The 22,135-nt window shown below is 64.7% G+C and carries 24 protein-coding genes; 5 read left to right on the top strand and 19 right to left on the bottom strand.

The genetic code is table 11. The annotated features are described in order from the left end of the window. The first annotated feature begins 1 nt into the window (after position 1). From CG50_RS07705 to CG50_RS07690, 4 genes are read left to right on the top strand one after another with little or no spacing between them, the layout of a single operon-like run. Positions 2-475 (top strand): chemotaxis protein CheW, encoded by a 474-nt coding sequence (locus CG50_RS07705; protein ID WP_036636790.1) that lies wholly within the window; start codon positions 2-4, stop codon positions 473-475. Next, positions 472-1,338 (top strand): CheR family methyltransferase, encoded by an 867-nt coding sequence (locus tag CG50_RS07700; protein ID WP_051909707.1) that lies wholly within the window; start codon positions 472-474, stop codon positions 1,336-1,338. Before CG50_RS07705 ends, CG50_RS07700 begins: the two co-directional genes overlap by 4 nt. Continuing rightward, positions 1,338-1,724: a response regulator gene (locus CG50_RS07695; RefSeq protein WP_036636789.1), complete on the top strand. Its 387-nt coding sequence runs from the start codon at positions 1,338-1,340 to the stop codon at positions 1,722-1,724. The genes CG50_RS07700 and CG50_RS07695 overlap by 1 nt, the downstream gene beginning before the upstream one ends. After that, positions 1,724-2,080 carry a hypothetical protein gene (locus CG50_RS07690; RefSeq protein ID WP_036636788.1) on the top strand — a complete coding sequence of 119 codons (357 nt, stop codon included), beginning with the start codon at positions 1,724-1,726 and terminating at the stop codon, positions 2,078-2,080. Before CG50_RS07695 ends, CG50_RS07690 begins: the two co-directional genes overlap by 1 nt. A gap of 263 nt (positions 2,081-2,343) precedes the next feature. Here CG50_RS07690 and CG50_RS07685 read toward each other — a convergent pair whose 3' ends face one another. The 19 genes from CG50_RS07685 to CG50_RS07595 form a co-directional block, all read right to left on the bottom strand. Next, complete coding sequence (locus CG50_RS07685; RefSeq protein WP_081880344.1) at positions 2,344-3,969, bottom strand: ribonuclease J; 1,626 nt, start codon at positions 3,967-3,969, stop codon at positions 2,344-2,346. A 47-nt stretch (positions 3,970-4,016) separates the two neighbouring features. Beyond that, complete coding sequence (locus CG50_RS07680; protein ID WP_036636784.1) at positions 4,017-4,793, bottom strand: type III pantothenate kinase; 777 nt, start codon at positions 4,791-4,793, stop codon at positions 4,017-4,019. Positions 4,794-4,802: 9 nt separating this feature from the next. Further along, positions 4,803-5,564, bottom strand: a complete 762-nt coding sequence (locus CG50_RS07675; protein ID WP_036636782.1) for a biotin--[acetyl-CoA-carboxylase] ligase — start codon at positions 5,562-5,564, stop codon at positions 4,803-4,805. Further along, positions 5,554-6,993, bottom strand: a complete 1,440-nt coding sequence (gene nuoN, locus CG50_RS07670) for an NADH-quinone oxidoreductase subunit NuoN (protein WP_036636774.1) — start codon at positions 6,991-6,993, stop codon at positions 5,554-5,556. Before nuoN ends, CG50_RS07675 begins: the two co-directional genes overlap by 11 nt. 13 nt (positions 6,994-7,006) lie before the next feature. Beyond that, positions 7,007-8,530: an NADH-quinone oxidoreductase subunit M gene (locus CG50_RS07665; protein ID WP_036636772.1), complete on the bottom strand. Its 1,524-nt coding sequence runs from the start codon at positions 8,528-8,530 to the stop codon at positions 7,007-7,009. Then, entirely contained in the window at positions 8,530-10,509 is a 1,980-nt protein-coding gene (gene nuoL, locus CG50_RS07660; RefSeq protein ID WP_036636770.1) for an NADH-quinone oxidoreductase subunit L, read from the bottom strand. The genes CG50_RS07665 and nuoL overlap by 1 nt, the downstream gene beginning before the upstream one ends. 6 nt (positions 10,510-10,515) lie before the next feature. Then, on the bottom strand, positions 10,516-10,821 hold the full coding sequence (nuoK, locus tag CG50_RS07655) for an NADH-quinone oxidoreductase subunit NuoK (protein WP_036636769.1): 306 nt from the start codon (positions 10,819-10,821) through the stop codon (positions 10,516-10,518). Positions 10,822-10,867: 46 nt separating this feature from the next. Continuing rightward, positions 10,868-11,470 carry an NADH-quinone oxidoreductase subunit J gene (locus tag CG50_RS07650; RefSeq protein WP_036636767.1) on the bottom strand — a complete coding sequence of 201 codons (603 nt, stop codon included), beginning with the start codon at positions 11,468-11,470 and terminating at the stop codon, positions 10,868-10,870. A 64-nt stretch (positions 11,471-11,534) separates the two neighbouring features. Continuing rightward, positions 11,535-12,026 carry an NADH-quinone oxidoreductase subunit NuoI gene (gene nuoI / locus CG50_RS07645; protein ID WP_036636765.1) on the bottom strand — a complete coding sequence of 164 codons (492 nt, stop codon included), beginning with the start codon at positions 12,024-12,026 and terminating at the stop codon, positions 11,535-11,537. Positions 12,027-12,043: 17 nt separating this feature from the next. Next, entirely contained in the window at positions 12,044-13,081 is a 1,038-nt protein-coding gene (gene nuoH / locus CG50_RS07640; RefSeq protein ID WP_036636763.1) for an NADH-quinone oxidoreductase subunit NuoH, read from the bottom strand. Between the two features lie 78 nt (positions 13,082-13,159). Further along, positions 13,160-13,579, bottom strand: coding sequence for a hypothetical protein (locus tag CG50_RS07635; RefSeq protein ID WP_051909703.1), 420 nt, complete (start codon positions 13,577-13,579; stop codon positions 13,160-13,162). A gap of 4 nt (positions 13,580-13,583) precedes the next feature. After that, positions 13,584-15,608, bottom strand: coding sequence for an NADH-quinone oxidoreductase subunit NuoG (nuoG, locus tag CG50_RS07630; RefSeq protein WP_036636761.1), 2,025 nt, complete (start codon positions 15,606-15,608; stop codon positions 13,584-13,586). A gap of 47 nt (positions 15,609-15,655) precedes the next feature. After that, a complete protein-coding gene (locus tag CG50_RS07625; RefSeq protein WP_152559465.1) occupies positions 15,656-15,952 on the bottom strand; it encodes a hypothetical protein in 297 nt (98 codons plus the stop codon). Next, on the bottom strand, positions 15,949-17,244 hold the full coding sequence (gene nuoF / locus CG50_RS07620; RefSeq protein WP_036636757.1) for an NADH-quinone oxidoreductase subunit NuoF: 1,296 nt from the start codon (positions 17,242-17,244) through the stop codon (positions 15,949-15,951). Before nuoF ends, CG50_RS07625 begins: the two co-directional genes overlap by 4 nt. Before the next feature lie 54 nt (positions 17,245-17,298). Beyond that, positions 17,299-18,168 carry an NADH-quinone oxidoreductase subunit NuoE gene (nuoE, locus tag CG50_RS07615; protein WP_081880336.1) on the bottom strand — a complete coding sequence of 290 codons (870 nt, stop codon included), beginning with the start codon at positions 18,166-18,168 and terminating at the stop codon, positions 17,299-17,301. After that, positions 18,168-19,403 (bottom strand): NADH-quinone oxidoreductase subunit D, encoded by a 1,236-nt coding sequence (locus tag CG50_RS07610; protein ID WP_036636755.1) that lies wholly within the window; start codon positions 19,401-19,403, stop codon positions 18,168-18,170. Before CG50_RS07610 ends, nuoE begins: the two co-directional genes overlap by 1 nt. A 54-nt stretch (positions 19,404-19,457) precedes the next feature. Beyond that, the gene (locus tag CG50_RS07605; protein ID WP_036636753.1) at positions 19,458-20,057 is read right to left on the bottom strand and encodes an NADH-quinone oxidoreductase subunit C; all 600 of its coding nucleotides are present in this window, start codon (positions 20,055-20,057) and stop codon (positions 19,458-19,460) included. Between the two features lie 12 nt (positions 20,058-20,069). After that, positions 20,070-20,603 (bottom strand): NuoB/complex I 20 kDa subunit family protein, encoded by a 534-nt coding sequence (locus CG50_RS07600; RefSeq protein WP_211248582.1) that lies wholly within the window; start codon positions 20,601-20,603, stop codon positions 20,070-20,072. After that, positions 20,594-20,959 carry an NADH-quinone oxidoreductase subunit A gene (locus CG50_RS07595; protein ID WP_036636751.1) on the bottom strand — a complete coding sequence of 122 codons (366 nt, stop codon included), beginning with the start codon at positions 20,957-20,959 and terminating at the stop codon, positions 20,594-20,596. The genes CG50_RS07600 and CG50_RS07595 overlap by 10 nt, the downstream gene beginning before the upstream one ends. A gap of 460 nt (positions 20,960-21,419) precedes the next feature. Here CG50_RS07595 and CG50_RS07590 point away from each other — a divergent pair, with 460 nt between their 5' ends. After that, the gene (locus CG50_RS07590) at positions 21,420-22,031 is read left to right on the top strand and encodes an OmpW/AlkL family protein (RefSeq protein ID WP_036636749.1); all 612 of its coding nucleotides are present in this window, start codon (positions 21,420-21,422) and stop codon (positions 22,029-22,031) included. Positions 22,032-22,135: the final 104 nt, after the last annotated feature.

Raw genomic sequence — 22,135 nt, 5'->3', positions numbered from 1 at the left:
GATGACTCAGCAAAACTCCGTTCAAAAACATCACGGTGCCGAGATTGAACTGCTGTCGTTCCGTCTCGGGGAAGATGAATACTGCGTCGGCATCATGTCGGTGCGGGAAATCCGGGGCTGGACCAGACCGACGCCGCTGCCCCATGCTCCGCCTCATCTGCGCGGGGTGATCAATCTGCGCGGAACCGTCCTGCCGGTAGTCGATCTGTCGCTACGGCTGGGAATGGATCCGGTCGGCGGTGATGCCCGCAATGTCATCATCGTCGTTCAGATCAATGGACATGCGGTCGGGCTCTTGGTCCATGCCGTTTCCGACATCCTCGCGCTGGAATCCGACGATCTGCAGCCGCCTCCTGAGACGGCCGGTAGCGATGGTGCCCGCTTCATCTCCGCCCTCGCAATCGTCGACGAGCGCATGGTGCGTATCCTTAACCTCGAGGCAGTCCTGCCCGATCTGACCGTCGAGGCCGCATGACACAGACCGGACATCCCCGAACCGAACTGGCGCATATCGACGCTGACGACGTGGCTCAGATTGCCCGACTGCTGCGCGAACATACCGGAATCAAGGTGTTGCCGGCTCAGGCCTCGATGCTGCAGTCCCGTCTCGGGCGGCGGCTTCGCGGCCTCGGCATGAAACAGTTCCACGATTACGTGGCCTATGTCACCTCGCGGCAAGGCGAGGGAGAATTGCGCGAGATGATCTCGGCGCTGACCACCAATGTCACCAACTTCTTCCGCGAGAAGCATCACTTCGACCAGCTCAGCGCCGAGGTTTTGCCTCCGCTGATCGAACGTGCCCGACAGGGCGCCCGCATCCGGTTATGGTCGGCGGCCTGTTCCAGCGGGCAGGAACCCTATTCGATGGCAATGTGTCTGCTCGATCTTCTTCCGGATGCCAAATCGCTCGATATTCGCGTTCTCGGAACGGATATCGACGTGCAGATGCTGCAAATCGCCCGGGAGGGCATCTACAGCGCAGAGCATATCGAGAACATGTCTCCTGAGATGCGCAACCGCTATTTCCAGCGCCGGCCGGACGGGTTCCACATCTCGACAGCGCTGCGCGACATCGTGACCTTCCGCGAACTGAACCTGCATCAGGAATGGCCGATGCGCGGACGGTTCGATGCCATCATGTGCCGCAACGTCGCCATCTATTTCGATCTCGAGGCGCAAGGCAGACTCTGGCGCCGCCTCGAGCGCGCTCTGGCACCGGAAGGCTGGCTCTTCCTCGGCCATTCGGAGCGCATTCCGTCCGAGATCCCCACCGCCCTGCGCTCGGCCGGGGTGACCGCCTACCACCTGCCCGGTGCATCCCAGACCAGGAGCCTCTGATGTCGATCAAGGATCAACTGAAAATCCTCGTCGTTGACGACATGTCGACCAGCCGTGGCCTTGTCAGCCAGGCCCTCGAAGCGATCGGAATCGGCAAGGTCGGCTATGCCGATGACGGCAACAGCGCACTCAAGCATATGCAGAGCGACCCGGCGCATCTGGTGATTTCGGACTTCAACATGCCGGGAATGAACGGGCTGGAGCTTTTGCGCGCGCTGCGGACCAATGCCGCGACGCGCTCGGTCGGGTTCATCCTGATCACGGGCAAAGCCACTCAGGATCTGATCGACACAGGGCGGAGTTTGGGCATGAACAACTTTCTGAAGAAGCCGTTCACCCAGCAGGAGTTCCGTGCCTGCCTCGAAGCCGTCGTCGGGCGGCTGTGATGGCGGACGATCCGGGGATCGGCCCCGTGGTCCTGCGGATTTCGGAAATGCTGGAGCGCAGCGTGGCTCTGCTGAAGCAGGTGGAATCGACGCTGGTCCTGCCCGGAAACGGTATGGTGTGTGCCCCGCAATCGGAGCGGATCCGCGCGATGCAGCATCTGGACAGAGTTGAGCAGGTTCTGCGCGACTGCACTGTCCTGCTGGGAACCCTCGGAGCCGCGATCCCCGACCTGCCCGCGCCGGACGGTCTGATGCGTGGAGTTCAGCTGCAGGAGATGCGTGATTTCATAAGAATTCCATCGTCTCCGGTGGCCCCGCCGGCAGACCCCGCAGACGGAGAAATTCACTGGCTGTGAGGAGGGGCCGAATGCACAGACTATCTCTGCGCCGGATCAAAGGCGCCCGGCCCGACAGCGAGACGGAAACGGACGGTCTCCGGATCTGAGTACCCCGGTTGGCTTCGGAACAAACCGGCGCTGAACGCTTGCGGCCTGCGCCGAAAAGGGCAGCCGTGCTGCCACGAAGCGGGCCGGGCAGGATCACCCCGCCCTGCCCCTGTCGCTATACCGATCGGGCCGATGCGGGCGAGCCGCGTCGAACAAACGGTCCCGACGACGGCTCAGTCAGCCATCAGCCGCGAAACGACGATCGTCACCTCGGGCTTCTTGCCGACCTCTTCCATCGCCACCTGGCGCGCAATGCGGCGCATCGCCTCGTCCATCTTCGGATCCGAAGCTACCACCTTGTCGGGCGCGTTCTCCAGGAACTCGGCCAGCTCGTCCTCGATCTTGTCAGCAAGGGCGGCACCGCTGCGCCCGGTCTCGGGCAGGCCCATCATCTCCACCCAGGCATCGCCAAGCGGCTGATCGTCCTCGTCGATGATCGTGGTGATCAGGATATGGCCGTTCAGCGCCATGCGGATGCGGTCGCGCACCACGCCGTCCATCGCGCCGATCAGCACCGAGCCGTCAAGGTAGGTCCGCCCTGCCTCGATATATTCGGCGATCGAGGGCGCGTTGCCGGTGATGTCGATCATCGTGCCATTCACCGCGACGATCGAGGCCAGCCCCTTCTCGGCGCCGATGCGGGCATGTTCGCGCAGGTGGCGATGTTCGCCATGCATCGGGATCAGGATCTTCGGCTTCAGCAGATCATGCACCGCCTCCAGGTCCGGCCGGTTCGCATGGCCCGACGCGTGATACTGCCCGTTGTGATCCTCGACCACATCGACGCCCATCTCGGAGAACGCGTTGATGATGCGGATCACGCCGCGCTCGTTGCCCGGAATGACGCGCGACGAGAACAGGAAGGTGTCGCCCGCCTTCATCTCGAGGCCCAGATACCGGCCCCGGCTCAGCTGCGCGGTGGCCGCGCGGCGTTCGCCCTGCGAGCCGGTGACGATCAGCATCAGGTTCTCGCGCGGGCATTCCGCAGCTTCCTCGGCCGAGATCGTGCCCGGCATCCCCGTCAGCACGGCTGTTTCCGTCGCCGCCGTCACCATCTTCTTCATCGCGCGGCCGAGCAGACAGACCGAGCGGCCCGCGGCCTTCGCGGCCTCGGTCAGCGTCTTAACGCGCGCGACGTTCGAGGCGAAGGTGGTCGCGACCACCATGCCCTTGCGCCCGGCGATCAGCTCGCGCAGCGGCTCGACCAGCGTCGCCTCGGACTTGCCGGGATTGGGAGAGAACACGTTGGTGGAATCGCAGGTCAGAACCTTGACGCCATCGCCTTCGTTGGCGATCTGGTGCCACAGCTCGGCATCGAAGGGCTCGCCGACCACCGGATTGCCGTCGAGCTTGAAGTCGCCCGAATGCACGATCCGGCCGGCCGGCGTGTCGATCACCAGGGCCGAGCTTTCGGGGATCGAGTGGCTCAGCGGCACGAACTGCACCTTGAAGGGGCCCGCCTCGATCACCTCGGGGCGCGGGCGCACGATGCGCAGGCAATCGCTGGCGATGCCGGCCTCTTCCAGCTTCATCTGGCCGATCCGGCCGGTGAAGCGGCGGGCATAGACCGGCTTCTTCAGCTTCGGCCACAGATGCGGCAAGGCGCCGATGTGGTCTTCATGGGCATGGGTGATGAAGATCGCCTCGATGCGGTCGGCGTTCTTCTCGAGCCAGCTCAGATCGGCCATGATGAGATCGACGCCGGGCGTCGAGTCCATGTCCGGGAAGGTGACGCCGAGGTCGATCGCGATCAGTCGTTCCTTTCCCTTGGGTCCGTAGCCGTAGACATAGGCATTCATGCCGATCTCGCCGGCGCCTCCGAGAGGAAGATAGATCAGTCGGTCGCTCACGCGGTCAGCCTCTTGTTGTAATCGTTGATGAGCCGTAGCCCATGTATGGTAAGGTCTTCCTCGACCTTGTCAAAAAGATCGAAGCCCTGGTCGAACAGCGGCGCGAGGCCCCCGGTGGCGATGACACGCATGGCGCGGTCGCGCTCTCGCCGGATCTGGCGCACGATGCCTTCGACAAGGCCAATATAGCCCCAGTAGACCCCAGACTGGATACAGGCAACCGTGTTCGTGCCGATCACCCGTTCGGGAAGGGTCACATCCACATGCGGCAGGGCGGCGGCGGCCATGTGCAGCGCTTCTAGCGACAGGTTCACGCCGGGCGCGATCACGCCGCCGATATAGGCGCCGTCGGTGTCGACCACGTCGAAGGTGGTCGCCGTGCCGAAGTCGACGACGATCAGATCGCCGCCGTGACGGTCATAGCCCGCGACGGTGTTCACCAGCCGGTCGGGGCCGACGCTCACCCCCTGCTCGACGCGCGGCGCGACCGGCAGCTCGCAGCCCGGCTTGCCGACGACCAGCGGGCGGCAGTCGTAATAGCGCCCGCACAACACGCGCAGGTTGAACACCACCCGCGGCACGGTCGAGGAAATGATCGCCTCGCTGATGTCGGCATGGATGCCCTGCAGGTTCATCAGCGTGGACAGCCAGACGAAATACTCGTCCGCCGTGCGGCGATGATCGGTGGCGATGCGCCAGGTGGACAGGAATTTCTCGCCGTTCCAGATCGAGAACACCGTGTTGGTATTGCCGCAGTCGATGCACAGAAGCATGTCGCCTCCTCAGAAGAACACGTCGGCCGCGGCGATGGGCAGCGGCCCGCCGGCGGTGCGCAGGATCATCGCGCCGGTGGCGTCGATGGTCTCGAAGATGCCCTCATGAACCTCATGGCCGGTGCGGGCGACAACCTTCTCGCCAAGCCGTGCGGCGCGTGCCAGCCAGGCCTCGCGCACCGGAGCGAAGCCCTCGCGTTCGAGGTTTCCGGCATGGCGCGCGAAAGCGGCGGCGAGCGGGGTCAGAAATTCCTCGGGCGTGACGCGGATCCCGGTCTCGCCGAGCAGGCTGACCGGGCGCAGCGCACCGGGTTCGACCGCGTCGGCACCCGGCGCCTCGACCAGATTGACCCCGATGCCGACGGCGAGATGCGACACACGTTGCCCCGTCGTCACGCTTTCGAGCAGGATCCCCGCCACCTTGCCGCCGTTCAGCAGCACGTCGTTCGGCCATTTGATCGACAGCCGCGCCGCAGGGCCGGCAACGCGGGAGAGCGCCTCATCAAGGGCCAGTGCCGCGACGAAGGAATACAGTGCGGCCGTCGCCGGCGGAACACCCGGTTTGAACAGCAGCGTGGCGGCGAAATTACCAGCAGGCATCCGCCAGGCCCGACCGCGCCGGCCATGGGCCGCGGTCTGCTCATGCGCCAGAATCCACGCAGGCCCCGCAAGCTGCGGAGCCAGACGGGCCGCTTCGGCCATCGTGCTGTCGGTAGTGCCGAGGACGTGGCGCGCCACGCCCTCGGGCCAGATCGTCGGGTCAGTGGACAAGGGCCGCCGCCGCCATCTGCGCCCCGGTATCGAGGCCCATCAGATCGAAGGCGCCGAGCAGCACCACCGCCGCACTGCCCATCATCAGCGCCCATTGCGCCATCGGCATCCGGGTATCCAGAAGGTCGCCCTCCTTGCCGAAATACATGTAGTAGACGATGCGCAGATAGTAGAACGCCGCGATCACCGAGGCGATCACCCCCATCACCGCCGCCCAGGCGTAACCGCCCTCGATCGCCGACTTCAGCACCACGAACTTGGCGAAGAAGCCCAGCATCGGCGGCACGCCGGCAAGCGAGAAGAACAGCACCAGAAGCGCCACCGACTTCAGCGGCTGATGGCGGGCGAACATGTTCATCGTGGCGATGTCGGTGACGGGCTGGCCGTCACGCTCCATCGACAGGATGAAGGCAAAGACGCCGATGTTCATCACGACATAGATCGACATGTATTCGAGCGTCGCCTGAACGCCATTGGCATCGGCCGCGAGCAGCCCCAGCATCGCGAAGCCCATGTGGGTGATCGACGAATAGGCCATCAGGCGCTTGATGTTGCGCTGCGCGATACCGCCGATGGCACCGACGAGCATCGACAGGATGGCGATGACCGCGATGACCTGCGTCCAGTCGGCAGTGACCTGCCCGAAGGCACCGAACATCAGCCGCGCGATCAGCGCCATCGCCGCGACCTTCGGGGCCGTCGCGAAGAACGCCGTCACCGGGGTGGGCGAACCTTCATAGACATCGGGCGTCCACATGTGGAACGGCACCGCCGAGATCTTGAAGGCCAGACCGGCGAGCATGAAGATCATGCCAAACAACAGGCCCACCGGCAGATGCCCGGAGACGACGACGGTGATGATATCCTCGAACCGGGTGGACCCCGCGAAGCCGTAGACCAGCGAGGCACCGTAAAGCAGGATCCCCGAGGCCAGCGAGCCGAGAACGAAATACTTCAAGCCGGCTTCCGACGACTTCGAGGAGTCACGGCGCAGCGCGGCGACCACGTAAAGCGCGAGCGACATCAGCTCGAGCCCCATGTAAAGCGCCATCAGATCGCCGGCCGAGACCATCATCATCATGCCGATCACGCACAGCGTCACCAGCACCGGGAACTCGAAGCGCAGCAGCCCGCGCCGTTCCATGTAATCGACGCTGATCGCCAGCACGCCCGCCGCCGAGAACAGCGCCAGCGCCTTGACGAAGCGCGCGAAGGCGTCGTCGATGAACATGCCGCCGAAGGCGGTCTCGCCGCCCGGAACGCCGAAGCCGATCCAGACGCCGAACACCACATAAACCCCGACCGTCACCCAGGTCAGCGTCCGGGCCACCTTGTCCTGTCCGGCCAGCACGCCGAACACCAGGCTGCCCATCGCGAACAGCGCCAGCAGGAATTCGGGCACGATCGTGGAGAAATCCGCGGAAGTCATTGTTGGTTCCCCCTCACTGCCCCGCCACGGCGGACAGGCTGGCATGATAGTTGCTCACCAGCTCGGCCACGGTCGGGCTGATGATGTCGGTGGCGATCGCGGGATAGAGGCCCAGAAGCAGCGTCACCGCGATCAGCGGATACAGCATCGCCTTTTCCCGCAGATCGAGGTCGAGCACCGTCTTCAGCGCCTCCTTGACCATCGGGCCGGTGAACACGCGGGCGAACAGCCACAGGCTGTAGGCCGCCGACAGGATCACGCCCGTCGTCGCCACCATCGCGACCCAGGTGTGCGCCTGGAAGGCGCCGGTCAGCGTCAGGAACTCGCCCACGAAGCCCGGCGTGCCCGGCAGCGCGATATTGGCCATGGTGAAGAACAGGAACACCCCGGCATAGACCGGCATCCGCTTCTGCAATCCGCCGAAGGCCGAAATCTCGCGGGTGTGCATCCGGTCGTAGATCACGCCGACACCGAGGAACAGCGCCGAAGAGGTGAAGCCGTGCCCGATCATCTGGAAGATCGCGCCGTCGATACCCTGCTGGTTGAAGGTGAAGATACCCATCGTGACATAGCCCATGTGGGCGATCGACGAATAGGCGATCAGCTTCTTCATGTCGGTCTGCATCAGCGCGACGAGCGAGGCCCAGACGATCGAGATGACCGACAGCCACAGCACGATCTCGGACATCATCTCGGAGCCCACCGGGAACATCGGCAGCGAGAAGCGCAGGAAGCCGTAGCCGCCGACCTTCAGCAGAATGGCCGCGAGGTCGACCGAGCCCGCCGTCGGCGCCTGAACGTGGGCGTCGGGCAGCCAGGTGTGGACCGGCCACATCGGGATCTTGACCGCGAAGGACAGGAAGAAGGCGAGGAACAGCAGCGTCTGCACGCCACCCGGCACCGGAATGCCCAGCACCGTCATCGCATCGGTCGAGAACTGATGATTCATCAGTGCCGGAATGTCGGTGGTGCCGCCCTCGATATACATCGCGGCGAGGCCGACCAGCATCAGCACCGAACCCGCGAAGGTATAGAGGAAGAACTTGAACGTCGCATAGACCCGGTTCGGCCCGCCCCAGACACCGATGATCAGGAACATCGGGATCAGCGAGGCCTCGAAGAACACGTAGAACAGCACGATGTCGAGCGCGGTGAACGTGCCCAGCATCAGCCCTTCCAGCACCAGGAAGGCGGTCATGTATTCCTTGACGCGGCGGTCGTTCTTCCAGGCCGACAGGATGGTGATCGGCATCAGGAAGGTGATCAGCATCACGAACAGCACCGAGATACCGTCGACGCCGACCTTGTAATGCAGACCGAAGATCCAGTCCTTGTCCTCGACGAACTGGAAGCCGGTCTTTGCCGGATCGTAGCCGAAGAACAGGAACAGCGAGATCAGGAAGGTCGCCGAGGTCGCCGTCAGCGCGAACCAGCGCGCGTTGCGCCGGGTCTCGTCGGTGCCCCTGCGCATCACCAGCGCGAGGATCGCCGCCGCCACCAGCGGCGTGAAGGTGATGATGGAAAGCAGGTTCTGCATCAGTGCGACCCTCCGGTCAGGACGACCCAGATCATGAGCCCGACGATGCCGATGACCATCGCGAAGGCGTAGTGGAAGAGATAGCCGGACTGAACCCGGCTGCCGAAGCGCGCGAGCGCGGGCACGATGCCGAAGGCGATGCCGTTGATCGCGCCGTCGATGGTATCCTCGTCGCCGCGCTTCCACAGCCACTGGCCGATCCGCTTCGACGTCCTGGTGAAGAGCACGTCATAAAGCTCGTCGAAATACCACTTGTTGAGCAGGAACCGATACAGTCCCGGCAGCGCCGTCGCGAGCTTGCGCGGCATCGCGGGGCTGGTGACGTAGAACACGAAGGCCACGGCGAAACCGAGCACCATCGCGACGAAGGGCGCCACCTTGACCCAGACCGGCGCGTGATGCGCGGCCTCGAGGACCTCCTTGCCGCCCAGCATGAAGATCGAGCCCGTGCCGCTCGTCTCGCCCATGTTGAAATAGGCAGCGATGCCGGCTTCGGAGCCGAAGAAGTCGCCTTGCCATACCATGCCGGCGAAGACCGCGCCCACCGCCAGCACCATCAGCGGCACCAGCATGACCATCGGGCTTTCCTTGGCGTGCGAGACCGCCTCACCACGCGCGGTGCCGAAGAAGGTCAGGAACATCAGCCGCCAGGAGTAGAAGGCGGTGAAGGCGGCCGCGATGACCAGCAGCCAGAAGGCGTAGGTGTAACCCGAGCCGAAGGCGCTCTCGACGATGGCGTCCTTCGACAGGAAGCCCGCGAAACCGATCTGGGTCAGCGGAATGCCGACACCGGTGATCGCCAGCGTGCCGATCATCATCGCCCAGAAGGTGACGGGGATCTTGCTGCGCAGACCGCCGTAATTGCGCAGATCCTGTTCGTGATGCGTCGCGGTGATGACCGAGCCGGCGCCCAGGAACAGCATCGCCTTGAAGAAGGCGTGGGTCAGCAGGTGGAACATCGCCGCCGAGTAGATGCCCGAGCCCGCGGCCACGAACATGTAACCGAGCTGCGAACAGGTCGAATAGGCGATGACGCGCTTGATGTCGTTCTGCACCAGACCCACGGTCGCGGCGAAGAAGGCGGTCAGCGCGCCGATGAAGATGATGAAGGCGCGCGTCGCGTCGGCGTATTCATAGAGCGGCGACATGCGCGAGACGAGGAACACGCCCGCCGTGACCATGGTCGCGGCGTGGATCAGCGCCGAGACCGGCGTCGGGCCTTCCATCGCGTCCGGCAGCCAGGTGTGCAGCAGCAGCTGCGCCGACTTGCCCATCGCGCCGATGAACAGCAGGAAGCCGATGAGGTTCGCGGCATTCCAGTCGACGCCCAGGAAGTGCAGCGGCTTGTCGGCGAGCGTCGGCGCCACGGCGAAGATATCGTCGAACCACACCGAACCCGTCGCGACGTAAAGCGCGAACACCCCGAGCAGGAAGCCGAAATCGCCGACCCGGTTGACCACGAAGGCCTTGATCGAAGCCGCCGAGGCCGAGGGTTTCTTGAAGTAGAAGCCGATCAGCAGATAGGAGGCGAGGCCCACGCCCTCCCAGCCGAAGAACATCTGCACCAGGTTGTCGGCGGTGACCAGCGACAGCATCATGAAGGTGAAGAGCGACAGATAGGCGAAGAAGCGCGCCTTGTAAGGCTCGTCGGCGTCGAACTCGGGATCGTGGGCCATGTAGCCCCAGCTGTAGAGGTGCACCAGCGCCGAGACCGTCGTCACCACGATCAGCATGATCGCGGTCAGCCGGTCGAGCCGGATGCCCCACCCGGCCTTCAGCGCGCCCGAGTCGATGAAGCGCGCGATCTCGACATGCTGGGTCACCCCGTCGAAGCCGAGATAGGCGATCCAGCTCAGCGCACAGGCGAGGAACAAAAGCCCCGTCGCGACAGCCATCGCGCCCTTCTCGCCGATCGCGCGCCAGAACAGCCCGGCCACGACCGCGCCGACAAGCGGCGCAAGAACAATGATCGTTTCCATGCCGGCTTATCCCTTCATCACGTTGACGTCTTCGACCGCGATGGTCGCGCGGTTGCGGAAGAACACCACGAGGATCGCCAGACCGATCGCCGATTCAGCGGCGGCCACCGTCAGCACCAGCATGGTGAACACCTGCCCCACCAGATCCCCCGACAGCGCCGAGAACGCCACCAGATTGATATTGGCCGCCAGCAGCATCAGTTCGATCGACATCAGGATGATGATGACGTTCTTGCGGTTCACGAAGATGCCGAAGATGCCGATCACGAACAGGATCGCCCCGACCGCCAGATAATGCTCTATTCCAATCATCGTTGTCCCTCCGGGTTCCGCCCAGATTTCCGTTGCGCGCGGCCCATCACAGCCCCTGCCCCGGTTTCACGTCCACGAGTTCAAGCGTCTTGGCCGGATCGCGGTGCATCTGACGCATCACGTTCTGGCGCTTCACGTCCGTGCGGTGGCGCAGCGTCAGCAAGATCGCCCCGATCATCGACACCAGCAGCACAAGCGCGGCCGACTGGAACAGGTAGATGTATTTGTCATAAAGCACGAGGCCGATGGCCGCGGTGTTCTGCACCCCCTCGGGGATCGGCGAGCCGTGCAGTGCCGCCGCACCCGGCGCCTCGTGCCAGGCGGCAATGCCGACGCCCAGAAGCACCAGCAAGATCACCGCGAACAGCCCGCCCACCGGCGCATATTCGACGAACCGCCCGCGCAGCGCGTTAAAGTCGATGTCGAGCATCATCACCACGAACAGGAACAGCACCGCGACCGCGCCGACATAGACGATGATCAGCAGCATCGCGACGAATTCCGCCCCGATCAGCACGAACAGCCCCGAGGCCGAGAGGAAGGTCAGGATCAGCCACAGCACCGAATGCACGGGGTTGCGCGACATCACCACCATGAGCCCCGCGACCACCGCCACAAGGGCGAAGAGGTAGAATGCAAAGACCGTCATCTGTCGTCTCCTGCAAGGCGGCGCGGTGCCGGCCTCGTTCCGTTAGTCCCGTTCATCGCCCGCCTCACCGATACGGAGCGTCGAGCTCGAGGTTGCGGGCGATCTCGCTCTCCCACCGGGCGCCGTTGTCGAGAAGCTTCTCCTTGTCGTAGAACAGCTCCTCGCGGGTCTCGGTGGCGAATTCGAAATTCGGCCCCTCGACGATGGCATCCACCGGGCAGGCTTCCTGACAGAAACCGCAGTAGATACACTTCGTCATGTCGATGTCATAGCGCGTCGTGCGCCGCGAGCCGTCGGCGCGGGGTTCCGCGTCGATGGTGATCGCCTGTGCCGGGCAGATCGCCTCGCACAGCTTGCACGCGATGCAGCGTTCCTCGCCGTTCGGATAACGGCGCAGCGCATGTTCGCCGCGGAACCGGGGCGACAGCGGCCCCTTTTCGTGCGGATAGTTCAGCGTGACCTTGGGTGCGAAGAAGTAGCGCATCCCGATGCCGAACCCTTTGATGAAATCCCACAGGACGAAGTATTTCGCCGCGCGTGCGTAATCGAAAGCCATCTCGGACCTCCCCCCACTCAGCTGCCCATCGTCCAGCGGGCCCAGAAGGCGCCGAAGACTTCAAATTTCGCCAGGAACGCCACCAGCACCACCCAGCCGAGCGACAGCGGCAGGAACACCTTCCAGCCGACCCGCATCAACTGGTCGTAGCGGTAGCGCGGCACGATCGCCTTCACCATCGAGAAGATGAAGAACATCACCGCCATCTTCGCGATCAGCCACCACACCCCGTCCGGAAGTCCCGGGATCGGGCTGAGCCAGCCGCCGAAGAACAGCAGCGAGATCAGCGCGCACATCAGCACCACGGCCATCAGCTCGCCGATCATGAACAGCAGGAACGGGGTCGAGCTGTATTCGACCTGATAGCCGGCGACGAGTTCCGATTCCGCCTCGGGCAGATCGAAGGGCGGACGGTTGGTCTCGGCCAGCGCCGAGATGAAGAACAGCACCACCATCGGCAGATGCGGCAGCCAATACCAGCCGAGGAAGCCGAAGCCGGTCTTCTGCGCCTCGACGATCTGGCCGAAGTTCATCGAGCCGGTCGAGATGATGACGCCGATGATGATCAGACCGATCGAGACCTCGTAGCTGACCATCTGCGCCGCAGAGCGCAGCGAGCCGAGGAACGGATATTTCGAGTTCGACGCCCAACCGCCCATGATCACGCCGTAGACCTCGAGCGAGGACACCGCGAAGATATAGAGGATCGCGACGTTGATGTCCGAGATCACCCAGCCCTCGTTGAACGGGATCACCGCCCAGGCGATGACCGGCAGCACGAAGGACAGCATCGGCGCGAGGAAATACACCGGCTTGTCGGCACCGGCCGGCACGATGATTTCCTTGACGATATACTTGATGAAGTCGGCGAAGCTCTGCAGCAGGCCGAAGGGGCCGACCACGTTCGGCCCGCGCCGCATCTGCACCGCCGCCCAGACCTTGCGGTCGGCATACATCAGAAAGGCCAGAGCCACGAGAATGCACACCGTGACCAGCAGGCACTGCCCGAGGATCAGCAGGAATGTGCCAAATGGTGTTGCCAGAAACTCAGCCATGTCGTCCCTCTGACCGCTTCAGTCCGCGCCGGGTTTCGTCCCGGCCCCAAGTCTTCGTTTTGCCCGTTCCGCTGCCCGTCATACCGTCGGGATCCCCCCCGCCCGGCACGCGCTCAGCGTCGGTTCCGCCGCGATCACACGTCGCCCCTCGGGGCGGTCGCGCGACAGCAGATAGGCCGCGTTGCCGCGCAGCATCCGCCCGGACCGGTCCAGCAGCACCCTCACCGGGCGTGCATAGCCGAAGCCGCGGATCTGCGCGTATTGCGCCACGGCGCAATCGGCATAGGCATTCATCGCCGCCGCATCGGCACCGCCGCCGATCGCCAGCCTGAATTCGACGAGATCGTCCTGCAGCATATGCGTTTCGATCCCTTCATAGCTCAGGTCCGGCGCCTTCTTCGCCGCCGCGCCCTGTGTCGTCTCAGCGGCCGAGGCACAGCCGCCCTGCCCGGCCATCAGGCCAGCCAGCAGGACCGCGCTGAGCATCGTCCGCCCCATCGCCTCACTCCGCCGCGACGGCGGGCTTCGCCGCCCGCGCCTTGGCCTGAGCCGAGCACTCCGCCATCACCACCGAGGCCCGGGCAATCGGGTTGGTCAGGTAATAGTCGGAAATCGCGTGCCGGAAGCCGGCCTCGGCCATGTCGATCAGATCGAGCGGCCGCCATTCCACCGCCGCGACCGCGTCGAGCGCGCCCATATGCGGCACCGCGGCGATCAGCGCCTTGCGCAGGCCCGCCAGATCGTTCCACGGCAGCACCTGACCGACCTCGGCCGAGAGTGCACGCAGGATCGCCCAGTTCTCCTTCGCCTCGCCCGGCGGGAAAGCGGCGCGGAACGCGCGCTGAACCCGGCCCTCGGTGTTGACGAAGAGGCCGTTTTCCTCGGTATAGGCGGCGGCCGGCAGGATCACGTCGGCGCGCATCGCACCGCGGTCGCCGTGGCTGCCCTGATAGATCACGAAGGGCCCGCCCTCGGAACGCGGCTTGATGTCGATCTCGTCGGCACCGAGGTTGAAGATCGTCTGCACGCCGGCGACGGCGGCCTCGAGGCCCCCTTCGGTCACCGCGCCGACATCCATCGCGCCGACGCGGGACGCAGCCGTGTGCAGCACCAGGAACTTGCCGCCCATCTTGCCGGCAAGCGCCATCGCATGGGCGAGAACCGCGGTGCCGTCGGCTTCCGTGATCGCGCCCTGCCCGACGATGACCACCGTCCCCTCGACGGGTTCGGCCGCAGCGACCAGCGCCTTCAGCGCCGCCCGATCAGCGCCGGCCGAGGTGTAGTCATAGGTCAGATCCGCATCCGGGCCGACCACGGTCACCGTGGCGCCGTTCAGCCAGGCCTTGCGGATGCGCGCGTTCAGCACCGGCGCCTCGTTGCGCGGGTTGGTGCCGATCAGCACGATACGCTTCGCCGTGTCGAGATCGGCGATCGCAGCCGTGCCGACATAGGCCGAGCGGTTGCCCGCCGGCAGACGCGCGCCATCGGTGCGGCACTCGACCGAACCGCCGAGGCTCTCGATCATCCGCTTCAGGCTGAACGCCGCCTCGACCGGGGCGAGATCGCCGACGAGGCCGAGAACCTTCGTCCCCTTCAGCGCCGCCGCAGCAGTGCCGAGCGCCTCGGACCAGCTCGCCTTGCGCAGCTTGCCGTTCTCGCGAACGTAAGGCACGTCAAGACGCTGACGGCGCAGACCGTCCCAGATGAAGCGGCCCTTGTCGGACAGCCATTCCTCGTTCACCGCATCGTTGTTCAGCGGCATGATGCGCTTCACTTCGCGGCCCTTGGTGTCGACCCGGATCGCGGAACCGAGCGCATCCATCACGTCGATGCTTTCGGTCTTGCTCAGCTCCCACGGGCGGGCGGTGAAGGCATAGGGCTTCGAAGTCAGCGCGCCCACCGGGCACAGGTCGATGATGTTGCCCTGCAGATTGCTGTCGAGCGTCTGGCCGAGATACGAGGTCACCTCGGCATCCTCGCCGCGGCCGGTCTGGCCCATCTGGCTGACGCCGGCGACTTCGGTGGTGAAGCGCACGCAGCGGGTGCAGCTGATGCAGCGCGTCATCTTGGTCGCGACCAGCGGCCCGAGGTTGACGTCCGAACGCGAGCGCTTTTCCTCGCGGTAGCGGCTGAAATCGACGCCATAGGCCATCGCCTGGTCCTGCAGGTCGCATTCGCCGCCCTGATCGCAGATCGGGCAGTCGAGCGGGTGGTTGATGAGCAGGAACTCCATCACCCCTTCGCGCGCCTTCTTCACCATCGGCGTGTTGGTCTTGATGACCGGCGGCGCACCGTCCGGGCCGGGGCGCAGATCCTTGATCTGCATGGCGCAGGACGCGGTGGGCTTCGGCGGACCGCCCTGCACCTCGACGAGGCACATGCGGCAGTTGCCGGCGACCGAAAGCCGCTCGTGATAGCAGAAGCGCGGAACCTCGATCCCGGCCTGCTCACAGGCCTGCAGGATCGTCAGGTTGGGATCGACCTCGATCTCGGCGCCGTTGATCAGGACTTTACGCAGGTTCGGCATGGTTCAGATCCGTTCGTTCTTCTGCGGGTTCATTGACGGCTGCACACTCATTGGCAGCCGCCCACGAAGATCCAGGCACCGCCCTGGAAGCGGTCGTTGGGCGAGGTCTTCACCCCGGCCGGGCACAGCTTCTCGGCGGCCTGACGCGCCTCGGCGCCGTCCGAATTGGTGAACATCGGCGCGTTGCGCGTCACGATCACCGAACCGTCGGCGCCATGCGCCATGCTGTAGCCCTGGAACACGTCGGGCGGCGACGGGGGCACCAGATGGCCCTCTTTGTTCACGCCGCCGCAGGACGCCAGCGTGGCGAGGATCAGCACCGCAGTTGCAATACGAGTCATCATTCCGCTGCCATCGCCCCCATGCGTCCGCTCTTGCGAGCCTTGATCCGGTCTTCGATTTCCTCGCGGAAGTTGCGCACCAGCGCCTGGATCGGCCAGGCCGCCGCATCGCCGAGCGCGCAGATCGTGTGCCCCTCGACCTGCTTGGTGACGTTCACCAGCATGTCGATTTCCTCAAGCTCCGCCTCGCCGGTCACGATGCGCTCCATGATGCGCATCATCCAGCCGGTGCCCTCGCGGCAGGGCGTGCACTGGCCGCAGCTCTCGTGCTTGAAGAACTTCGCCAGACGCCAGACCGCCTTCACCACATCGGTCGACTGATCCATCACCAGGATGCAGGCCGTGCCGAACGACGATTTGACCGCCTTCATGCCGTCGAAATCCATGATCGCGTCTTCGCACTGCTCGGCCGTCAGGATCGGACAGGAGGCGCCGCCCGGAATGACCGCCTTCAGGTTCTGCCAGCCGCCGCGCACGCCGCCGCCGTAATATTCGATCAGATCCTTGAGCGGCATCCCCATGGATTCCTCGAACACGCAGGGCGTGTTGACATGGCCCGAGACCGCGAACAGCTTCACGCCGGTGTTGTTCGGCCGTCCGAACGAGGCATACCAGCTGCCGCCGCGGCGCAGGATCGTCGGCACCACCGCGATGGATTCGCAGTTGTTCACCGTCGTCGGGCAACCGTAGATGCCCGCGCCCGCCGGGAACGGCGGCTTCATGCGCGGCATCCCCTTCTTGCCTTCGAGCGATTCCAGAAGCGCGGTTTCCTCGCCGCAGATATAGGCGCCGGCGCCGTGATGCAGATAGACGTCGAAGGCATAGCCCGAGCCGCAGGCGTCGGGGCCGAGGAAGCCGGCCTCATAGGCCTCGTCGATCGCCTGCTGCAGGGCCTCGCGCTCGCGGATGTATTCGCCGCGGATATAGAGATAGGCGGCCTCCGCCCCCATCGCGAAACCGGCGAGAAGCGCACCCTCCACCAGATGGTGCGGGTCGTGGCGCATGATCTCGCGGTCCTTGCAGGTGCCGGGCTCCGACTCGTCGCAGTTGATCGCCAGGAAGAACGGCCGCCCGTCCGAGGCCTTCGGCATGAAGGTCCATTTCAGCCCCGTCGGGAAGCCCGCGCCGCCACGGCCGCGCAGACCCGAGGTCTTCATCTCGTTGATGATCCAGTCACGGCCCTTGAGGATGATCTCCTTCGTGCCGTCCCAGGAGCCACGCATCATCGCCCCCTTCAGCGAGCGGTCATGCTGGCCGTAGAGGTTGGTGAAAATCCGGTCCTGATCCTTGAGCATCTCGTTATCCTCTCTCGTGCCGGGCCTCGGCCCCGCCACACCCCGAAACCGGGATCAGTAATCGTTGGTCTTCGACTGCGTTGCATCGGCGGCAAGACGGGCTTCGGCGGCCTCGCGGATCGCCTTCTGCGCCTCGGCCTGCTGCACGGCCGACAAGGGACGCGGCGCGGCGGGGGCCTGATCGGCGCCCTGCACACCCACGGCCCGGCGCTGGCCCGACACCATCCACGGCGTGCGCAGTTCGACCTCGGTGCCGTCGATGCGCTTGAGCGTATCGTTCAGCGACAGCGCCCGCGCGACCGAGGCGTTGTGCGCCTCCGCCTCGCCCACGGTTTCGAGCAGAACCTTCTGGCCCTCGACCGGCTCCGACGAGAAGCGACCGACGCGCGAGCCCGGCACCGGCACCTTGCCGGCGAGGATCTCGTCGATCAGCGTCTCCAGGCTCTCGGGCGAGAGGTCCTCGTAATTGTCCTTGCCGATCTGCGCCATCGGTGCGTTCGAGCAGGCGCCGAGGCACTCGACCTCTTCCCAGCTCAGCTTGCCATCGGCCGAGAGCTGGAACGGCTCCGGCGCGATGCGGCGCTTGCACACCTCGATCAGATCGTCCGAGCCGCGCACCATGCAAGGCGTCGTGCCGCAGATCTGCAGATGCGCGACAGAGCCCACCGGGGCGAGCTGGAACATGAAGTAGAAGGTCGCCACTTCCAGCGCACGCATGTAGGGCATCCCGAGGAAATCGGCGACATATTCGATCGCCGGGCGGCTGAGCCAGCCCTCCTGCTCCTGCGCGCGCCACAGCAGCGGAATGATCGCCGAAGCCTGCCGGCCGACGGGATATTTGGTGATCTGCGCCTTCGCCCACTCGAGGTTCGCCGGGGTGAACTCGAAGCTGGCGGGCTGGTCAGGATGCAGGCGGCGGAGCATTAGCGGTCGATCTCCCCGAAGACGATGTCGAGCGTGCCGATGATCGCGGCGACGTCGGCCAGCAGATAGCCGCGCGCGCATTCATCGAGCGATTGCAGATGGGCATAGGCGGGCGAGCGCAGCTTGACCCGGTAGGGTTTGTTGCTGCCATCCGACACCAGATAGACGCCGAATTCGCCCTTAGGCGCCTCGATGGCGGTATAGACCTCGCCGGCCGGGACATGGACGCCCTCGGAATACAGCTTGAAGTGATGGATCAGGCTTTCCATCGAGGTCTTCATGTCGGCGCGCCGCGGCGGCGACACCTTGCCGCGCGCCATGACGTCGCCCGGCGTTTTGCGAAGCATATCACAGGCTTGCAGGATGATCTTCGTGCTCTCCCGCATCTCGGCCATGCGCACGAGATAGCGGTCGTAGCAATCGCCGTTCTTGCCGGTGCAGACCTTGAAGTCGAATTCGTCATAACACTCGTAGGGCTGCGAGCGCCGCAGATCCCAGGCGAGGCCCGAGCCGCGCACCATCACGCCGGAATAACCCCAGCGGAGGATGTCCTCCTCGGTGATGGTGAAGATGTCGACGTTGCGCTGCTTGAAGATGCGGTTCTCGTTCAGCAGCGTCTCGATGTCGTCGAGCCGCTTCGGGAACTTGTGCGCCCAGGCCTCGATGTCGTCGATCAGATCGGGCGGCAGATCCTGATGCACCCCGCCCGGCCGGAAGTAGTTGGCATGGAGACGCGCACCGCAGGCCCGCTCGTAGAAGATCATCAGGCTTTCGCGCTCTTCATAGCCCCACAGCGGCGGGGTCAGCGCGCCCACGTCCATCGCCTGCGAGGTCACCGCGAGCAGATGGTTCAGGATCCGGCCGATCTCGGAATAGAGCACGCGGATGATCGAGGCGCGCTTCGGGATCACCGTGCCGGTCAGCTTCTCGATCGCCAGGCACCAGGCATGTTCCATGTTCATCGGAGACACGTAGTCCAGCCGGTCGAAATACGGCAGGTTCTGCAGATAGGTGCGGCTTTCCATCAGCTTCTCGGTGCCGCGGTGCAACAACCCGACATGCGGATCGACACGCTCGACGATCTCGCCGTCGAGTTCGAGCACGAGACGCAAAACACCATGCGCCGCAGGGTGTTGCGGGCCGAAGTTGATGTTGAAGTTGCGAATCTTCTGCTCGCCCGTCAGGAGGTCCTGCGAGCCGTCGTCGTAATGGTTCTGCCGGATATCGCCGTCCATGGGTAAACCTTTCAGATCTGCGGAACCCGGGCCTTTCGCGGCCCGGACCGAGCCTCAGCCCGCCTTCTCGTCGCCGGGCAGAACGTATTTCGACCCTTCCCAGGGCGACAGGAAATCGAACTGACGATACTCCTGCACAAGCTTGATCGGCTCGTAGACGCAGCGCTTCTGCACCTCGTCGTAACGCAGCTCGACATAGCCCGAGGTCGGGAAATCCTTGCGCAGCGGATGGCCGCGGAAGCCGTAATCGGTCAGCAGGCGGCGCAGATCCGGGTGACCCGAGAAGATCACGCCGAACATGTCGAACACCTCGCGCTCGTACCAGCTCGCGCCCGCGAACACCGAGGTGACCGAGGGCACCATCTCGTCCTCGCGCACGGCGGCCTTCACGCGGATGCGCTGATTGCGCCACATCGACAGGAAGTTCCACACGATGTCGAACCGCGCCGGCCGGGTCGGCCAGTCGATCGCGGTGATGTCGAGCAGCGTCGAGAACCGGCAGTTGGTGTCGTCGCGCAGGAATTCGACGAATTCCGGCATCGCCGAGGCCTGCACCGTCACGGTCAGCTGATCGAAGGCGATCTCGGTCGACAGCACGTCGGCGGCACGGCGGCGCGCGATGTGGTCGGCCAGTTCCTTCAGGGCTTCGGTCATCTCGGCCTCCTCTCAGCGCACCAGCGTGCCGGTGCGGCGGATCTTGCGTTGCAGCTGCAAGATACCATAAAGCAGCGCCTCCGCCGAGGGCGGACAGCCCGGCACGTAGATGTCGACCGGAACGATCCGGTCGCAGCCGCGCAGCACGGAATAACTGTAATGGTAATAGCCCCCGCCATTGGCGCAGGACCCCATCGAGATCACGTAGCGCGGCTCGGGCATCTGGTCGTAGACCTTGCGCAGCGCCGGCGCCATCTTGTTGGTCACGGTGCCGGCGACGATCATCACGTCCGACTGACGCGGCGAGGCGCGCGGCGCGGTGCCGAAGCGTTCGAGGTCATAGCGCGGCATCGAGGCCTGGATCATCTCGACCGCGCAGCAGGCCAGACCGAAGGTCATCCAGTGCAGCGAGCCGTTGCGCGCCCAGTTGATCAGATCCTCGGTCGAGGTCAGCAGGAAGCCCTTGTCGGTCAGCTCGCGGCTCAGAGCCTGCGTCGCGACCTCGCGGTCCGCTCCCGCAGTATTGGCAGAGGTCATCACGCCCATTCCAGCGCCCCCTTCTTCCATTCGTAGATGAAGCCGACCGTCAGCACACCCAAGAAGGCCATCATCGACCAGAACGCCGTCATGCTGATCTGACCGAAGGATACCGCCCAGGGAAACAGGAACGCCACTTCGAGGTCGAAGATGATGAACAGGATCGACACCAGATAGAAGCGCACGTCGAACTTCATGCGGGCATCGTCGAAGGCGTTGAACCCGCATTCATAGGCCGACACCTTCTCGGGGTCGGGGTTGCGCACGGCGAACACCACGGCCGACAGGACCAGCACGATACCCAGCACGATGGCGAGGCCGAGAAAGATGAGGATGGGAAGATATTCGCGTAGCAGCTCGTGCACGGTTCTGGCTCCCTCGATGCGCGACCTATCGTCGCGCCGGTTCCGGCTGACCGAGCTTTAGCCCCGGCCCGTTCCCGGGTCAACCGAGAGACTATCCCGGGGCCGCGGAAAACACCACCGGCGTCGCGACGTCACCCGGACATATCGGAACTTTCCGATGAATCGCACCCCCTTAAAATACAAAGACAATGTAGCATTTATGAAGATCAGGCACCGGCCAATCTCGACAAATTCACTCGGCGAACCTCTGAGGCCGACGCGGGCAGCTCAGCCCGAAGTGCGGCAGCCGGCAGCCGGCCCTGTCCTGTAGCCGGCCGGCGCGGAACGATCCGGCGGCAGGCCGCGCCGGCTGCGTCAAATTGTCCACACGCCCCGTCACGAAAGCTTGATTTGGGTCAAGGTCGGGGGGGGCAATCGGGAGACATTGGCGCCCGTAGGTCTCAAACGAAGGACAAGACTGATGAGAAACCTCATTCTCGCCGCGATCGCCGGCCTGAGCCTGATCCCCGGTGCCGTCGCGGCGCAGGACGCGGGCACCTTCACCCTGGGCATCGGCCTGGGCAACGTCGTGCCGAAGGACAACAACGGCACGCTGGCTGGCGTGTTCAAGAGCTCGGTCGGCGAGAACGTTCAGCCGACGTTCACCCTCGAATACTTCGTCTATCGCAATGTCGGCATCGAGGTTCTGGCCGCCACCCCGTTCAAGCACAACGTGCGGCTGAACGGTGCCAAGGCTGCCGAAGTGACCGAGCTGCCGCCCACCGTCTCGCTGCAGTACCACTTCGACAACGGCCAGCAGATCGTTCCCTTCGTCGGCGCGGGCGTGAACTACACCGCCGTGCTGAAAGAGAAGGAAGTCGGACCGCTCGCCGGGACCGACCTTGATCTGAGCAACAGCTGGGGCCTCGCCGCTCACGCCGGTGTCGACGTCAAGGTCAACGAGACCAACGCCGTGCGTTTCGACGTGCGCTATATCGACATCAACCTCGACGCGCGGCTGAACGGCGCAGACATCGGCACCGCCAAGGTCGACCCGATGGTCTGGGGCGTGTCGTGGATTCACCGCTTCTGATCGCGACCGTTTCGCGATCCGTCAGGGGGCGCCCTTCGGGGCGCCCCTGCTTTTTCTTGTCGTGCCTTTCTGTCGGTCGCCCCCCACGCCCCCCCCCCCCCCCC

The sequence above is a fragment of the Paenirhodobacter enshiensis genome (assembly GCF_000740785.1).
Lineage (GTDB): Bacteria > Pseudomonadota > Alphaproteobacteria > Rhodobacterales > Rhodobacteraceae > Rhodobacter > Rhodobacter enshiensis.
This window is presented reverse-complemented; position numbering and strand designations above follow the sequence as displayed.

What these genes read in the sequence shown, in the direction of transcription:
- CG50_RS07705 (WP_036636790.1), top strand. Translation starts at nt 2, where the DNA reads ATGACTCAGCAAAACTCCGTTCAAAAACATCACGGTGCCGAGATTGAA.
- CG50_RS07700 (WP_051909707.1), top strand. Translation starts at nt 472, where the DNA reads ATGACACAGACCGGACATCCCCGAACCGAACTGGCGCATATCGACGCT.
- CG50_RS07695 (WP_036636789.1), top strand. Translation starts at nt 1,338, where the DNA reads ATGTCGATCAAGGATCAACTGAAAATCCTCGTCGTTGACGACATGTCG.
- CG50_RS07690 (WP_036636788.1), top strand. Translation starts at nt 1,724, where the DNA reads ATGGCGGACGATCCGGGGATCGGCCCCGTGGTCCTGCGGATTTCGGAA.
- CG50_RS07685 (WP_081880344.1), bottom strand. Translation starts at nt 3,969, where the DNA reads ATGAATGCCTATGTCTACGGCTACGGACCCAAGGGAAAGGAACGACTG.
- CG50_RS07680 (WP_036636784.1), bottom strand. Translation starts at nt 4,793, where the DNA reads ATGCTTCTGTGCATCGACTGCGGCAATACCAACACGGTGTTCTCGATC.
- nuoN (WP_036636774.1), bottom strand. Translation starts at nt 6,993, where the DNA reads ATGACTTCCGCGGATTTCTCCACGATCGTGCCCGAATTCCTGCTGGCG.
- CG50_RS07665 (WP_036636772.1), bottom strand. Translation starts at nt 8,530, where the DNA reads ATGCAGAACCTGCTTTCCATCATCACCTTCACGCCGCTGGTGGCGGCG.
- nuoL (WP_036636770.1), bottom strand. Translation starts at nt 10,509, where the DNA reads ATGGAAACGATCATTGTTCTTGCGCCGCTTGTCGGCGCGGTCGTGGCC.
- nuoK (WP_036636769.1), bottom strand. Translation starts at nt 10,821, where the DNA reads ATGATTGGAATAGAGCATTATCTGGCGGTCGGGGCGATCCTGTTCGTG.
- CG50_RS07650 (WP_036636767.1), bottom strand. Translation starts at nt 11,470, where the DNA reads ATGACGGTCTTTGCATTCTACCTCTTCGCCCTTGTGGCGGTGGTCGCG.
- nuoI (WP_036636765.1), bottom strand. Translation starts at nt 12,026, where the DNA reads ATGGCTTTCGATTACGCACGCGCGGCGAAATACTTCGTCCTGTGGGAT.
- nuoH (WP_036636763.1), bottom strand. Translation starts at nt 13,081, where the DNA reads ATGGCTGAGTTTCTGGCAACACCATTTGGCACATTCCTGCTGATCCTC.
- CG50_RS07635 (WP_051909703.1), bottom strand. Translation starts at nt 13,579, where the DNA reads ATGGGGCGGACGATGCTCAGCGCGGTCCTGCTGGCTGGCCTGATGGCC.
- nuoG (WP_036636761.1), bottom strand. Translation starts at nt 15,608, where the DNA reads ATGCCGAACCTGCGTAAAGTCCTGATCAACGGCGCCGAGATCGAGGTC.
- CG50_RS07625 (WP_152559465.1), bottom strand. Translation starts at nt 15,952, where the DNA reads ATGATGACTCGTATTGCAACTGCGGTGCTGATCCTCGCCACGCTGGCG.
- nuoF (WP_036636757.1), bottom strand. Translation starts at nt 17,244, where the DNA reads ATGCTCAAGGATCAGGACCGGATTTTCACCAACCTCTACGGCCAGCAT.
- nuoE (WP_081880336.1), bottom strand. Translation starts at nt 18,168, where the DNA reads ATGCTCCGCCGCCTGCATCCTGACCAGCCCGCCAGCTTCGAGTTCACC.
- CG50_RS07610 (WP_036636755.1), bottom strand. Translation starts at nt 19,403, where the DNA reads ATGGACGGCGATATCCGGCAGAACCATTACGACGACGGCTCGCAGGAC.
- CG50_RS07605 (WP_036636753.1), bottom strand. Translation starts at nt 20,057, where the DNA reads ATGACCGAAGCCCTGAAGGAACTGGCCGACCACATCGCGCGCCGCCGT.
- CG50_RS07600 (WP_211248582.1), bottom strand. Translation starts at nt 20,603, where the DNA reads ATGGGCGTGATGACCTCTGCCAATACTGCGGGAGCGGACCGCGAGGTC.
- CG50_RS07590 (WP_036636749.1), top strand. Translation starts at nt 21,420, where the DNA reads ATGAGAAACCTCATTCTCGCCGCGATCGCCGGCCTGAGCCTGATCCCC.